This window comes from Streptomyces sp. NPDC055099 (assembly GCF_053607685.1).
Genome location: NZ_JBSGUA010000016.1, coordinates 164,470 through 179,424 on the forward strand (window position 1 = coordinate 164,470; position 14,955 = coordinate 179,424).

9 protein-coding genes are annotated in these 14,955 nt (G+C 69.6%); 4 read left to right on the forward strand and 5 right to left on the reverse strand.

Going from position 1 to position 14,955, the window contains the following annotated elements:
• Window positions 1-68 precede the first annotated feature (68 nt).
• The 4 genes from cydD to hisC form a co-directional block, all read right to left on the reverse strand.
• Window positions 69-3,596, reverse strand: coding sequence for a thiol reductant ABC exporter subunit CydD (gene cydD, locus ACWFRU_RS32905; RefSeq protein WP_453691798.1), 3,528 nt, complete (start codon window positions 3,594-3,596; stop codon window positions 69-71).
• Window positions 3,597-3,684: 88 nt separating this feature from the next.
• The gene (gene cydB / locus ACWFRU_RS32910) at window positions 3,685-4,689 is read right to left on the reverse strand and encodes a cytochrome d ubiquinol oxidase subunit II (protein WP_453691799.1); all 1,005 of its coding nucleotides are present in this window, start codon (window positions 4,687-4,689) and stop codon (window positions 3,685-3,687) included.
• A 14-nt stretch (window positions 4,690-4,703) separates the two neighbouring features.
• The gene (locus ACWFRU_RS32915) at window positions 4,704-6,242 is read right to left on the reverse strand and encodes a cytochrome ubiquinol oxidase subunit I (RefSeq protein WP_453691800.1); all 1,539 of its coding nucleotides are present in this window, start codon (window positions 6,240-6,242) and stop codon (window positions 4,704-4,706) included.
• A 223-nt stretch (window positions 6,243-6,465) separates the two neighbouring features.
• On the reverse strand, window positions 6,466-7,545 hold the full coding sequence (hisC, locus tag ACWFRU_RS32920; protein ID WP_453691801.1) for a histidinol-phosphate transaminase: 1,080 nt from the start codon (window positions 7,543-7,545) through the stop codon (window positions 6,466-6,468).
• A 377-nt stretch (window positions 7,546-7,922) separates the two neighbouring features.
• Between hisC and ACWFRU_RS32925 the strand changes: the two genes are divergently transcribed.
• From ACWFRU_RS32925 to ACWFRU_RS32935, 3 genes are all read left to right on the forward strand, one after another.
• Entirely contained in the window at window positions 7,923-9,044 is a 1,122-nt protein-coding gene (locus tag ACWFRU_RS32925; RefSeq protein ID WP_190082941.1) for a LacI family DNA-binding transcriptional regulator, read from the forward strand.
• Window positions 9,045-9,302: 258 nt separating this feature from the next.
• Window positions 9,303-10,403, forward strand: coding sequence for a metallophosphoesterase (locus ACWFRU_RS32930; RefSeq protein ID WP_453691852.1), 1,101 nt, complete (start codon window positions 9,303-9,305; stop codon window positions 10,401-10,403).
• A 181-nt stretch (window positions 10,404-10,584) separates the two neighbouring features.
• A complete protein-coding gene (locus ACWFRU_RS32935) occupies window positions 10,585-11,460 on the forward strand; it encodes a hypothetical protein (RefSeq protein WP_453691802.1) in 876 nt (291 codons plus the stop codon).
• Between the two features lie 59 nt (window positions 11,461-11,519).
• Here ACWFRU_RS32935 and thiC read toward each other — a convergent pair whose 3' ends face one another.
• A complete protein-coding gene (gene thiC, locus ACWFRU_RS32940; protein ID WP_453691803.1) occupies window positions 11,520-13,301 on the reverse strand; it encodes a phosphomethylpyrimidine synthase ThiC in 1,782 nt (593 codons plus the stop codon).
• 219 nt (window positions 13,302-13,520) lie between these two features.
• Between thiC and ACWFRU_RS32945 the strand changes: the two genes are divergently transcribed.
• Window positions 13,521-14,900: a YibE/F family protein gene (locus tag ACWFRU_RS32945; RefSeq protein ID WP_453691804.1), complete on the forward strand. Its 1,380-nt coding sequence runs from the start codon at window positions 13,521-13,523 to the stop codon at window positions 14,898-14,900.
• Window positions 14,901-14,955 lie beyond the last annotated feature (55 nt).

The following is a 14,955-nucleotide window of genomic DNA, read 5'->3' on the forward strand; positions in this document are numbered from 1 at the left end:
GCGAGGAAAGTCGGGGCATACTCCGAGCTGGGCACGCGGCCTGGCACGGGCCCCCTCACTCTCGCTCCCTATGCGGCGGCCGTCATCAGCAGGTCGGCCGCCCGCTCCCTCTCCAGCATGCGCCGCAGCGGCCCGTCCACGAGGACGAGGTCGGCGTACGCACCGCGCTGCACCACCTGCCCCGCGTCCAGGACGATCACCTCGTCCACCGCGTCGAGCCCGGCGAGCCGGTGCGTGATGAGCAGCGTCGTCCGGCCCTCGGTGGCGGCGAGGAGATCGTCGGTGAGGGCGTCGGCGGTCGGCAGGTCGAGATGTTCGGCCGGCTCGTCGAGGACGAGGACGGGGAAGTCCGCGAGCAGCGCGCGGGCCAGGGCGATGCGCTGGCGCTGGCCTCCGGAGAGACGGGACCCGTGCTCACCGACCAGGGTGTCGAGCCCCTCCGGGAGCGAGTCGGTCCACTCCCGCAGACGGGCCCGCGTGAGTGCGCCGCGCAGTTCGTCGTCGGTGGCACCCTTCCGGGCGATGAGCAGGTTCTCGCGTACGGAGCTGTCGAAGATGTGCGCGTCCTGGGCGCACAGCCCGACGAGTTCACGCACGGTGTCCCCGTCGAGGGTGGCCGCGTCCGTGCCGCCCAGGCTGTACGTCCCCTCGCTCGCCCCGAGGAAGCGCAGCAGCACCTGGGCGAGCGTCGTCTTGCCGGAACCCGAGGGGCCGACCACCGCGATGCGCCGCCCGCGCTCCAGGGTCAGGCCGACACCCGCGAGCGCGTCCCGGTCCTGCCCCTCGTACCGGGCGTGCAGCCCCTCGACACGGAGCGGGAAGGGCGTCTGCGGGCGCTGCGCGGGCTCGGCGGGCTCGGGTACGGGTTCGGGGGCGTCGAGGACCTCGTAGACGCGCTCGGCGCTCTTCCTGACGCGCTGGCGGTACTGGACGGCGAGCGGCAGCCCCAGGACGGCCTCGAAGGCGGCGAGCGGAGTGAGGACGACCACGGCGAGCGCCACGCCGCTGAGCCGACCGTCGTGCAGCGCCTGTACGCCGACGGCAGCGGCGGCGGTCACGGTGAGTCCGGTGGCGAGCGCGCCGAACCCGTCGCCGAGCGCGGTGGCCGTGGCCGTCCGTGACGCGATCCGGGTCAGCTCGGCGTCGGCCTCCTTCGCCTTGGCCGTGCGCCGGGTCAGGGCGCCCGCGACCGTCAACTCGGCGGTACCGGTGAGCAGATCGGCCACGCGGGTGGCCAGTGCCCCGCGCGCGGGGGCGAGCTTGCGCTCCGCCCGGCGGGCGACGGCTCCGGAGAGCAGCGGTACGCCCACCCCGGCGAGGAGCAGACCGACGGCGAGGACGGCGCCGGCCTCGGGCAGCAGCCAGGCGGTGAAGCCGACCGCTCCGGCACCCACCACCGCGGCGGCCGACGCGGGCAGCAGCCAGCGCAGCCAGTAGTCCTGCAAGGCGTCCACGTCGGCGACCAGGCGGGAGAGCAGGTCACCGCGGCGGGTCTTCCTCAGCCCCGCCGGGGCCAGGCGCTCAAGGCGCCGGTAGACGGCCACGCGGGTGTCGGCCAGCATCCGCAGGACGGCGTCGTGCGAGACGAGGCGCTCCGCGTAGCGGAAGACGGCACGGCCCATGCCGAAGGCGCGGGTCGCCGTCACGGCGATCATCAGGTACATCACCGGCGGCTGCTCCGACGCCCGGCTGATCAGGTACCCGGAGGTGGCCATCAGCCCCACGGAGCTGCCGATCGCCAGGGCACCCAGGAGCAGGGCGAGCGCGAGCTTGCCCTTACGCGCCTGCGCGGCACCCCGCACCCGAGCGAGGACGTCACCCTTCGCCCGGGGACTCTCGTACGCGTCCACCGGGGCGCCCTGCGGCTCCGGGGCCCCTGCGGACGCCTTGGGGCGCCCCAAGGACCCGTCGCCCACCTCCGCCACCACCGCTGCCCGCGAAAGCGCCACTTCAGGCTCACCCTGCCGGGCAGCGCCGAGCCGTACGACCCGGTCCGCCACCGCCAGCAGCGCCGGCCGGTGCACGACGAGCAGCACGGTCCGCCCCACGGCCAGCCGCCGCACCGCTTCGACGACCCCGGCCTCGGTCTCCCCGTCCAGAGCGGCCGTCGGCTCATCCAGCAGGACCACAGGACGGTCGGCCAGGAACGCCCGCGCCAGGGCCAGCCGCTGCCGCTGCCCGGCGGACAGGCCGGCACCGTCCTCCCCGAGCGGCGTCCCCACGCCACCCGGCAGCGCGGACACGAACTCCCAGGCCCCCGCCGACTCCAACGCGTCGCGCACGGAAGCATCGTCCGCGTCCGGCCGCGCGAGGCGTACGTTCTCCGCGATGGACCCGGCGAACAGGTGCGGTCGCTGCGGGACCCAGGCGATCCGCTCCCGCCACCGCTCCGGCGCGACCTCGGCCAGGTCGACGCCCCCGACGCGCACCCGCCCCTCGGCAGGCTCGACGAACCCGAGGATCACGTCGAGCAGCGTCGACTTGCCCACCCCGCTGGGCCCGACCAGAGCCACGGTCTCACCGGGCTCCACCGCGAACGACACCCCGGACACCGCGTCCGATGACCGCCCCGGATACCGGACCGTCACGCCCTCCACGCTCAGCGTCCCCGAAGGCGCGGCGGCGTCTCCCGTGACCCGTACGGGAGCCTCCAGAACCTCGAAGATCTCCTCGGCGGCGGAGAGCCCCTCCGCCGCCGCGTGGTACTGCGCTCCGACCTGGCGCAGCGGCAGATAGGCCTCGGGCGCGAGGATCAGGATCACCAGGCCCACGTACAGATCCATGTCGCCGTGGACGAGCCGCATCCCGATGGTCACCGCTACCAGCGCCACCGACAGGGTCGCGAGGAGTTCGAGCGCGAAGGACGACAGGAAGGCGATGCGCAGCGTCCGCATCGTCGCCTGCCGGTACTCGCCCGTGATCTGCCGGATCGACTCGGCCTGGGCCTTCGCGCGCCCGAACACCTTCAGGGTCGGCAGGCCCGCCACCACGTCGAGGAAGTGTCCCGACAGACGTGAGAGGAGCCGCCACTGACGGTCCATCCGGTTCTGGGTCGCCATGCCGATCAGGATCATGAAGACCGGGATCAGCGGCAGCGTCACGACGATGATCGCCGCCGACACCCAGTCCTCGGTGACGATCCGCGCGAGCACCGCCACCGGGACCACCACCGCGAGCCCCAACTGCGGCAGATAGCGCGAGAAGTAGTCGTCGAGTGCGTCCACGCCGCGTGTGGCCAGCGACACCAGCGAACCCGTCCGCTGGCTGCTCAGCCAGCCGGGGCCCAACTGCCCCGCCCGGTCGAGCAGCCGCCCCCGCAGTTCCGACTTCACCGCGGCGCTCGCCCGGTGAGCGGCGAGCTCGGTCAGCCAGGCGACGAACGCCCGCCCCACCGCGACGACCACGAGCAGGACGATCGGTGTCCGCAGGTCACCGAGGGCGAGCCCCTTCTGGAAGGCCCCGACCACGATCTCGGCGATGAGCATCGCCTGGGCGACGACCAGGCCCGCCCCGGCGACGCCGAGGACCACCACCGCGGCCAGGAAGAACCGAGTGGCGCGGGCGTACCGAAGCAGACGCGGGTCGATTGGTTTCACGTGAAACACACCCTCCGAGGGACCGGAAGAAGACTGCCGAAGAACTCAGGGATCAGAACGCAAGCCTCAGGGACAGAGGCTCAAGCACTCAGTGCGCGGCATCCGCGATGTGCTGCGTTCCGATCCGCTTGCGGAACACCCAGTAGGTCCACGACTGGTAGAGCAGCACGATCGGCGTCGCGATGCCCGCGCACCAGGTCATGATCTTCAGGGTGTAGGGGCTCGACGAGGCGTTGGTGACCGTGAGGTTCCACTCCTCGTTCAGCGACGACGGCATGACGTTCGGGAAGAGCGTCAGGAAGAGCATCGCGACGGCGGCCGCGATCGTGATGCCCGACAGCGCGAACGACCAGCCCTCGCGCCCCATCCTGATCGCCCCGATGGCACCGACCAGCGCGACCACGGCCACGACCATCGCGACCAGGCTCTTGCCGTCGCCGTTGTCCGCCTGCGTCCAGAGCAGGAATCCGAGCGCCAGGACAGCGGTCACCAGGCCGAGCCCCAGCGCCAGCTTCCGCGCCCGCATCCGGATGTCCCCCACCGTCTTGAGCGAGGCGAAGACCGCGCCGTGGAAGGTGAACAGCGTCAGGGTGACCAGGCCGCCCAGGATGCCGTACGGGTTCAGCAGGTCCCAGAAGTTGCCCACGTACTCCTTGTGGGCGTCGATCTTCACGCCGCGCGTGATGTTGGCGAAGGCCACGCCCCACATCACCGCCGGGATCAGCGAGGTCCAGAAGATGGCCTGCTCCCAGTTGCGCTGCCACTTCTCCTCGGGCCGCTTGGCCCGGTACTCGAAGGCGACGCCGCGCACGATCAGGCAGAGCAGGATGATCAGGAGCGGCAGATAGAAGCCCGAGAAGAGCGTCGCGTACCACTCGGGGAAGGCGGCGAAGGTCGCGCCGCCCGCCGTGAGCAGCCACACCTCGTTGCCGTCCCAGACGGGACCGATGGTGTTGATGAGGACCCGCTTCTCGGTCCGGTCACGGGCGAGCAGCTTGGTGAGGATGCCGATCCCGAAGTCGAAGCCCTCCAGGAAGAAGTAGCCGATCCACAGGACTGCGATCAGCACGAACCAGACGTCGTGAAGTTCCATGTCGATCAACTCCCTCAGTACGAGAAGGCCATGGGCCGGTCGGCGTCGGCGTCGTCATCGGAGCCCGATCCCGAGCCGGGGCCGCCGATCTTGGTGGGCGGATTGAGGTCGGCCTCGGTGAGCTCGGGCGGACCCGCCTTGATGTACTTGAGCAGCAGCTTCACCTCGATCACGGCGAGGATCGCGTAGATCCCGGTGAAGACGACCAGCGAGGTGATCACCTCACCCTGCGAGACCCCCGGCGAGACCGCGTCCTGGGTCTTCAGGACGCCGTAGACCACCCAGGGCTGCCGCCCGGTCTCGGTGAAGATCCAGCCCCAGGCCGTGCCGATGAGGGGGAAGATCAGCGTCCACTGGGAGAGCCGCCACCACCAGTTGCCGAGCTTGGGCGCCAGCTCCCTGTTCTTGGTGAGCATCAGCTTCGGCACGTCGTCGGCGCCCGTACGGTGCTCCGGAGCGAGCCAGAACTTCTTCCGCGTGAGCCAGAGGCCGGCGGTGCACAGGGCCATCGAGACCCCGCCGAAGCCGATCATCCAGCGGTAGGACCAGTAGGCGGTGGGGATGTTGGGCCGGTAGTCGCCGGGCCCGTACTTCTCCTGCGCCTCCCTGTTGAGGTCGTTGATGCCGGGGATCTCGGCGCTGAAGTTGTTCTTGGCGAGGAAGGACAGCACCCCGGGGACCTCGATGGCGACCTTGTTGTGGCCCTCGGAGACATCGCCGTACGCGAAGAGCGAGAACGGCGCCGGCTTCTCCGACTCCCACAGTGCCTCGGCGGCCGACATCTTCATCGGCTGCTGCTCGTACATGACCTTGCCGAGGGTGTCGGCGCTGACCACGGTGAGCAGGGTGCCGACGAACGCGGTGACCAGGCCGAGCCGCATCGACATCCGCATGGTGCGGATGTGCTGCTTCTTGCGGAGGTGGAAGATCGCGATGCCGGTCATGAAGGCGCCGCCGACCAGGATGGCCGCCGAGATGACGTGGAAGAAGTTGACCAGCGTCGTCTCCTGGAAGAGCACCTTCGCGAAGTCGGTGAGCTCCGCGCGCTTGGTGCCGTCCCGCTCCACGATCTTGTAGCCGACCGGGTGCTGCATAAAGGCGTTGGCCGCGATGATGAAGTACGCCGACAGGATCGTCCCGATGGAGACGATCCAGATCGTGGCGCAGTGCAGCTTCTTCGGGAGCTTGTCCCAGCCGAAGATCCACAGGCCGATGAAGGTCGACTCGAAGAAGAACGCGATCAGGGCCTCGAAGGCGAGCGGCGCCCCGAAGACGTCACCGACGAAGCGCGAGTAGTCGGACCAGTTCATGCCGAACTGGAACTCCTGGACGATGCCGGTGACGACGCCCATCGCGATGTTGATCAGGAACAGCTTTCCCCAGAACTTGGTCGCCCTGAGGTAGTGCTCCTTGCCCGTGCGCACCCAGGCCGTCTCCAGGATCGCCGTGAGGGCGGCCAGAGAGATCGTCAGCGGGACGAACAGGAAGTGGTAGACGGTGGTGATGCCGAACTGCCATCGCGCCAGGGTCTCCGGCGCCAGAGCCAGGTCCACGTCGACTTCTCCTTACAGCCGTGCTCACCTCGGCGGTTTGCCCCTTAAATCCCTCTGATCTTCGGAGGAACCGGGACACGCTTGTGAACGCGTTCACATTCACAAGCAATTATGACCTACTGCTTGTCGGCACGGAAAGGGGGGTCCCCCTTACTCGGGGAAACGCGAGAGGGCCCCGGGGAGCACGCGCCCCGGGGCCCTCTCGTCCGACTACGTCCGGAGGCTACAACTCCTTGCGGAACGCCTCCGCGGCCTGCAGGAAGATGTCGTTGGCCTCGGTCTCCCCGATCGTGGCCCGCATCCCCTCGCCCGCGAACGGCCGCACGACCACACCGGCCTTCTCGCACGCCGCCGCGAAGTCGGCCGTACGCTCCCCGAGCCGTAGCCACACGAAGTTCGCCTGCGTCTCCGGCACCGTCCAGCCCTGCCCCCGCAGCGTCTCGACCACCCGCGTGCGCTCGGCGACCAGCGAACCGACACGGCCCATCAGCTCGTCCTCGGCCCGCAGCGAGGCCACCGCCGCGTCCTGCGCGAGCTGGCTCACCCCGAAGGGCACCGCCGTCTTGCGCAGGGCGGCCGCCACCGGCTCATGGGCGATCGCGAAGCCGACCCGCAGCCCCGCGAGGCCGTACGCCTTGGAGAACGTACGCAGCACGGCGACATTCGGACGCTCGCGGTAGATCTCGACGCCGTCCGGCACCTCGGGGTCGCGGATGAACTCGCGGTAGGCCTCGTCGAGGACGACGAGGACATCGCTCGGCACCCGGTCGAGGAATCGTTCCAGCTCGGCCCTGCGGACCACGGTGCCGGTCGGGTTGTTCGGGTTGCAGACGAAGATCAGCCGCGTCCGGTCGGTGATGGCCTCGGCCATCGCGTCCAGATCGTGCACGTCCCCCGGCGTCAGCGGCACCTTGACCGACGTGGCCCCGCTCACCTGCGTGATGATCGGGTACGCCTCGAAGGACCGCCAGGCGTAGATGACCTCGTCCCCCGGTCCCGACGTGGCCTGGATCAGCTGCTGCGCGACGCCGACGGAACCGGTGCCCGTCGCCACATGGGACACCGGCACCCCGAAACGCTCGGCGAGCTCGCTCATCAGGCCCGTGCACGCCATGTCGGGGTAGCGGTTGAACGCGCCCGCGGCGGCCAGCGCGCTCTCCATGACGCCCGGCAGGGGCGGGTAGGGGTTCTCGTTCGAGGACAGCTTGTAGGCCACCGGGCCGTCGGCCGCGGCGGGCTTCCCCGGCTTGTAGGTGGGGATACCCTCCAGCTCGGCACGCAGCCTCGGGCTCGTCTCGCTCACCGCAGTCCTCCTCTTGAACACCTGAACACCCTGACTTCAATACTCCTCACCTTATGAGGATTCAGCTCTGCTGCGAATGGGTCAGCGGTATCCGCTCCGGCGGGCGCGCAATGAGGGGGGAGCGCTCCCTGCCCCAGCGCGCGCCCGTGGCTCACTCCGTGGCGCGCATCACCCGTGAAGGTGAGTTGAGACCTCTTCGAGACATCGCTCATTTGGTAGGCCTGTGCGCGGCGACAAGGGACCGTCCACCCCAAGTAGAGCCAACTACCGTGCATTCCAAGGCTGTTGACCTGTTTCGACCTTGCAGAAACGTGCCTGTCAACGAGTGAATATGCGTCCGCACTACCCACCCTCATGAGCCCTACTATCGGCTCGCCATGACAGCAGCAGGGAACCACCAGGTGAGCCGAGCGGAGACCGCCCGCCGGGGCAACCGGCAGAGCCGAGCGGGCATCAGAGACGTCGCCGCAGCAGCCGGTGTCTCCATCACGACTGTCTCCGACGCACTCAACGGCAAGGGCCGGCTCCCGGACGCCACCCGACGCCATGTCCGCGAGGTCGCCGAACGGCTGGGCTATCGCCCTTCCGCGGCGGCCCGAACGCTCCGTACCGGCAAGTCGGGCCTCATCGGCCTGACCGTGACGACCTACGGGGATGAACCTTTCACCTTCACCGAATTCGCGTACTTCGCGGAGATGGCCAGAGCCGCGACCTCGGCCGCGCTGGCCCGCGGCTACGCCCTTGTCATCCTTCCCGCCACCTCCCGGCGCAGCCCGGTCGACGTGTGGTCGAACGTCGCGCTCGACGGCACCGTCGTCGTCGATCCGTCCGACCACGACCCCGTCGTCAGCGAACTGGTGCGCCAGGGCCTACCCGTCGTGTCCGACGGACGTCCTGCCGGGTCCCTCCCGGTCACCGCCTGGGTCGACAACGACCACGAAGCGGCGGTCCTCGAGATCCTCGACCACCTCGCGGCGGCCGGAGCCCGCCGGATCGGGCTGCTCACCGGGACCACCACGGACACGTACACCCATCTGTCCACCACCGCCTATCTGCGCTGGTGCGAGCGCGTCGGACAGGACCCGGTCTACGAGTCCTACCCGGCCCACGACCCGTGTGCCGGCGCCGTCGCCGCCGACCGGCTGCTTGCCCGGCCCGACCGCCCCGACGCCGTGTACGGCCTCTTCGACCCGAACGGCACCGATCTCCTCGCGGCCGCCCGCCGGTACGGACTGCGTGTCCCGGACGACCTGCTGCTCGTGTGCTGCAGCGAGTCCACGGTCTACGCCACCACCGAACCGCCCATCACCACGCTCTCGCTCAAACCCCGGCGCATCGGCACGGCCGTAGTCCAGCTCCTCATCGACGCCATCGAAGGTCTGGATTCGGGCCGGCCCGTCGAGCAGGTGATACCGACGGAGCTGATCGTGCGCACGTCGTCCGAGCGCCGTCCACCGCGCACGACGGTCAGCCCACCCCGCTCACCGGGACCCGGTTGAGCGGGCCGCACCGCGGGGAGAACCCCGTCAACCGGCCAATCATCCGGCCGTCAACCAGCACTGCCTGGCGCATCCCGGCCGTGGCCTGGGGGGAAACCCCTACCCAATTCGGGAGAAAACCTCGGTGAACTGGGGTTCAGCACTGATTCACCACCCCTGGTGCACCACACAGCGCGAGCCGCATTCCTATGATGGGCGGACGACACCGCGGGCCGCTGCGACCAGGCAGTCCGATCTCGGTGCAGATGCGGCGCAATGGTGGTGGAGGGGTCGATGACTCAGGGGGCCGGTCAGGGACCCGATGTGCGGACGGCGACGTTGCGCGACTTCCGCGTTCCGGCGTACGTCCACGAGACCGGTCCGGTCCAGGGGGACCCGGCGGGCGTGGCGGTTCCGGGCGCCCCCGGGGAGGTGCCCGGATCGCTGGATGACGGCTACACCCCCACCCAGCGCGACCTGCCCGTCATCAACCGCACAGACACCGTGCAAGTGGAGGTGCAGGCCATGCCCGAGCCTCCGCAGGCGCCGGTGTCCGACGAGCACGGCCCGCTGTTCGTGGTGGGTGATGTGCACGGCTATCTGGACGAGCTGATCGCGGCGCTCCAGGAGCAGGGCCTCATCGACGCCGAGGGCGACTGGTCCGCGGGCAACGCGCGCCTGTGGTTCCTCGGCGACTTCACCGACCGCGGCCCGGACGGCATCGGCGTCATCGACCTCGTGATGCGCCTGTCCGCGCAGGCGGCGGCCGCGGGCGGCTACTGCAAGGCGCTCATGGGCAACCACGAGCTGCTCCTGCTCGGCGCCAAGCGGTTCGGCGACACCCCGGTCAACTCGGGCGCCGGTACGGCCACCTTCCAGGCCGCCTGGCTCCTGAACGGCGGCCAGAAGACCGACATGGAACGCCTCGAGGACCACCATCTGCAGTGGATGGCCCGCCTCGACGCGATCGAGTCGGAGGACGGGCATCTCCTGATGCACTCCGACACGACCGCCTATCTGGATTACGGCGACTCGATCGAAGCCGTGAACGACACGGTCCGCGAGACCCTCACGCGCAACGACGCCGACGAGTGCTGGGACCTCTTCCGGAAGTTCACCAAGCGCTTCGCCTTCCGCGACGAGTCGGGCCCCTCAGCCGTACGCGAACTCCTCGACATGTACGGCGGCCACCGCATCGTGCATGGCCACAGCCCCATCCCGTATCTGCTCGGCGATGTCGGCTCCGAGGATGACTCGGACGGCGGCGGCCCCGTCATCGAGGGGCCACACATCTACGCAGGCGGCCTGGCCATCGCCATGGACGGTGGCGTGACCATGGCCGGAAAACTGCTGGTCTGCCAACTTCCCCTGGATAACTGAGCGTTCGCCGGGCAGGCGCACCACTACAGGATCACGCTGGCCAGGGGGTCTATTTCTGGAAACCCCCTGTCACCGCGTGCCTTCACGGCTCTACCATCGGCTTATCCGTAGCAGGCTCCCCTCCGTTTCTGCCCGACGGCTCGCACCCATGCGAGCCCCAAGCCCTACGGAGCATCGGGGGATGCACATGAACAGCGCTCCACACCTGCTCAATGAGGACCGCCCCGAGTACGAGCGGATCCTCGATGAGGCGCTGCGCACGGCACCAAGTCGTCCTGATCTCGCAGCAATGGGCGAGCGGCTCAATCCCGAGCAGCTGCGCACCATGGCCCTGAACGCCACTGCGCTGATCACTGCCGCCGCCACGACCGAGTACACGCACTATGTGAAGGTCCGCGAGGAACTGCGCGAAAGCGGATCTGCCGCACCATCCATCCGGGAGCGGAGCACCGAGGGTCCGGCGGAAGCCGGCTCCGGGGGCCTCGGTCTCGCCACCACGATGGGGGAGGTCACCACCCAGGCTTCGGGGGCGGGGGCCATCGCCGTCGTCGCGGTGCTCGCACCGGTCCTCGCCGGGGCGGCCGCCGCGATCTTCCTGCTCGTCGGCTACATCCTGAAGATGCTCAACCCCGAGCCCGCCTTCGCGGAAACCCTGCTCACCGCGGGGTGGCTGTTCGGCGCGCTCACCGCAGGGGGCATCCTGATCGCCGCGATCGGCCTGCTCCTGACCGCCCTGCGCAACGGCGCCACGTCGCTCCAGGCCGGTTCGTACGGAGAACGGAACGAGGAGGTGGTTCGCGCCAGGGAAGCCTGGGGCGAGGCACTGATGGAGCGCGGCGTCCTGCCGTTCCTGCGGGAGGCGCTCGCGGACCCGGGGGCGGCGCACGCGGCGCGTACACCGTCGTCGGACCCGGGCAGCCGCATGCCCCAACTCGGCTACAACAGGCCGGGGTTCAGCAGCCCGGAGGGCGGCCCGGCGGCGGGACCGCGCCCGAGCTTCTCCAGTCCGGACTTCTCGAGCCCGGACTTCGGCGGCCCCGACCACAAGCCGGAGTAGTACGCGACGCTGCTTCGGGCGGGCGCGGTGCCCGCCCGAAGCGCGGCGCGTGGCATCGCTCAGTCGGCGATGGGCAGGTACACGCGGTTTCCTGCTGCCGCGAACTCCTTGGACTTCTGGTCCATGCCCGCCTCGATCTCGTCCTGCGTGCCGCCGTGCTCACGCCGGATGTCGTGCGAGATCTTCATGGAGCAGAACTTCGGCCCGCACATCGAGCAGAAGTGCGCCGTCTTCGCGGGCTCGGCCGGCAGCGTCTCGTCGTGGAACTCCCGTGCCGTGACCGGGTCGAGGGCCAGGTTGAACTGGTCCTCCCAGCGGAACTCGAAGCGGGCGTCCGAGAGCGCGTCGTCCCAGTCCTGCGCGCCCGGGTGCCCCTTGGCGAGGTCCGCCGCGTGGGCCGCGATCTTGTACGTGATGACGCCGGTCTTCACGTCGTCGCGGTTGGGCAGGCCCAGGTGCTCCTTGGGCGTGACGTAGCAGAGCATCGCCGTGCCCCACCAGCCGATCATCGCGGCGCCGATGCCGGAGGTGATGTGGTCGTAGGCGGGAGCGATGTCGGTGGTCAGCGGGCCGAGCGTGTAGAACGGCGCCTCCTCGCAGATCTCCTGCTGAAGGTCGATGTTCTCCTTGATCTTGTGCATCGGGACATGTCCCGGGCCCTCGATCATGGTCTGTACGTTATGACGCTTGGCGATCGTGTTGAGTTCCCCGAGGGTGCGCAACTCGGCGAACTGCGCCTCGTCGTTGGCGTCCGCGATCGAGCCCGGCCGCAGGCCGTCGCCGAGGGAGTACGTCACGTCGTACGAGGCGAGGATCTCGCAGAGTTCCTCGAAGTTCTCGTAGAGGAAGCTCTCCTTGTGGTGGGCGAGACACCAGGCGGCCATGATCGAGCCGCCGCGCGAGACGATGCCGGTCTTGCGGTTGGCGGTCAGCGGGACGTACGGAAGGCGCACGCCCGCGTGCACCGTCATGTAGTCCACGCCCTGTTCGGCCTGCTCGATGACCGTGTCCTTGTAGATCTCCCAGGTCAGCGCCTCGGCCTGGCCGTCGACCTTCTCCAGGGCCTGGTAGAGCGGCACGGTGCCGATGGGCACGGGGGAGTTGCGCAGGACCCACTCGCGGGTGGTGTGGATGTTGCGACCGGTGGACAGGTCCATGACCGTGTCGGCGCCCCACTTGGTCGCCCAGGTCATCTTGTCCACCTCCTCCTCGATGGAGGAGGTCACCGCGGAGTTCCCGATGTTGGCGTTGACCTTCACCAGGAACTTCTTGCCGATGATCATCGGCTCGATCTCCGGGTGGTTGACGTTGGCGGGGATCACCGCGCGACCGGCGGCGACCTCCGCCCGCACGACCTCGGGGTCGAGGTTCTCGCGGATCCCGATGAACTCCATCTCGGGCGTGATCTCGCCGCGGCGGGCGTACGCGAGCTGCGTCACCGCCTGGCCGCCGCGGCCCCGGCGCGGCTGGCGCGGGCGGCCGGGGAAGACCGCGTCGAGGTTCTTCAGGCCTCCGCGCGGCGAGGTGTGCTTGATGCCGTCGTCCTCGGGGCGGGGCGGGCGGCCCACGTACTCCTCGGTCTCGCCGCGGGCGATGATCCAGTTCTCGCGCAGCGGCGCGAGGCCCCTGCGGACGTCGGTGTCGATGGACTCGTCGGTGTACGGACCCGAAGTGTCGTACAGGGTCACGGCCTTGCCGTTGGTGAGGTGCACCTGGCGGACCGGCACCCGCAGATCGGGGCGCGAGCCCTCGACATACGCCTTGTGCCAGCCGATGGACTTCCCGGCCTCGTCGCCCTGGTTCTGCGTCGAGGCAGGCGTGCGTGCGTCCGATGTGGTCATGAGACCTACTCCCTACGCCGGCATTACCCGGTAACAGGTTCGGCGGTCGACGCAGCGGATTCCGTACTGTTCGTGCACTTCTTGTGCCGATTCGTACGGAGGTCAGCGCCCTCTCAGCCCGGTGCTCCGAGCTCCCGCGATTGCAAAGGTGGCTCCACGCTAGCGTCATGTCGGGCGCGCTGAACAGAGGGCCCCGTCCGTTCTTGCGATGATCGGGCAGTGACCACCACACAGCCGCCGTCCCAGCCGCCCGTCCCGAACCGTCCCCCGGACCCGCACGGGCACTCCCACAGCCATGGTCCGGCCGCGCCGGTGTCGAAGCATCTGCGCAAGGTCATCGCCGCCGTGCTGATTCCTTTCGCCACGGCGGTGCTCGTGGGCCTCGTGGTGCTGTGGCCCGGCGGCGCGCCGGGCCATGAGCGCACCGGAGTCGGCTTCGACCGGCAGACGCAGTCGGCCGACGTGACGAAGGTGCAGGAGCTGCCCTGCAAGGACGTGAACGCCTCGCAGACCCCGCCCAACGGCGATACCTCCACCGCCGAGGGTCAGTCCGCGGAGTCCCGCGCGAAGGGCATCTGCAAGAAGGCGACGATCGAGGTGACCAGCGGCAAGGACAAGGGCCGCACCTTCACCGAGATCGTCCAGCCGGACTCACCGCGGCAGTTGCGCGAGGGCCAGCAGGTGGTGGTCGCCTACGAGCCCACGGCCCCCGAGGCGCTGCAGTACTCGGTCACCGACGTGAACCGGAAGTTCCCCATGGCGCTGCTCGCCGGGATCTTCGCGCTCGTCGTCGTGGCCGTGGGACGGCTGCGCGGCGTCATGGCCCTGGTCGCGCTGGCGTTGAGCTTCCTGGTCCTGACGTTCTTCATCCTGCCCGCGATCCTGCAGGGCTCGAACCCGCTGGTCGTGGCGGTGATCGGGGCCAGCGCCATCATGCTGATCGCGCTCTATCTGTGCCACGGTCTGACGGCCCGTACGTCGGTCGCGGTCCTCGGCACGCTCATCTCCCTGCTCCTGATCGGACTGCTCGGCTCGCTCTTCATCGGCTGGGCCTCACTGACCGGCAACACGGACGACAACACCGGCCTGATCCACGGTCTGTACCCGTCCATCGACATGAGCGGTCTGCTGCTCGCCGGCGTCATCATCGGCTCCCTGGGCGTGCTCGACGACGTGACGGTGACGCAGACATCCGCGGTCTGGGAGCTGCATCAGGCCAATCCCACGATGGGCTGGCGGGGCCTGTACGGCGCCGCCATCCGCATCGGCCGCGACCACATCGCCTCGGTCGTCAACACCCTGGTCCTGGCCTACGCGGGCGCCGCGCTGCCTCTGCTGCTCCTCTTCTCCATCGCCCAGAGCAGCGTGGGCACGGTGGCCAACAGTGAACTGGTGGCCGAGGAGATCGTGCGCACCCTGGTCGGCTCGATCGGCCTGGTCGCCTCGGTGCCGGTGACGACGGCGCTCGCGGCCCTGGTGGTCTCCGCCGACCGCACGGCCCCCGCGAGCAAGCCGGTGGCCACGGCCGGGCCCGCGAGCGGCGCCACCCCCGCCCCCAAGCAGAGCCGCGGCGGAAAGGGCCGCCGCCGCAAGGCCTGAACGGCGGCCCCTGCGCCGCACCCGCCGATGCCACGAAATGCACCAATCTGCCGTA

What these genes read in the sequence shown, in the direction of transcription:
- cydB (WP_453691799.1), bottom strand. Translation starts at nt 4,689, where the DNA reads ATGGAACTTCACGACGTCTGGTTCGTGCTGATCGCAGTCCTGTGGATC.
- ACWFRU_RS32925 (WP_190082941.1), top strand. Translation starts at nt 7,923, where the DNA reads ATGACAGCAGCAGGGAACCACCAGGTGAGCCGAGCGGAGACCGCCCGC.
- ACWFRU_RS32935 (WP_453691802.1), top strand. Translation starts at nt 10,585, where the DNA reads ATGCACATGAACAGCGCTCCACACCTGCTCAATGAGGACCGCCCCGAG.
- thiC (WP_453691803.1), bottom strand. Translation starts at nt 13,301, where the DNA reads ATGACCACATCGGACGCACGCACGCCTGCCTCGACGCAGAACCAGGGC.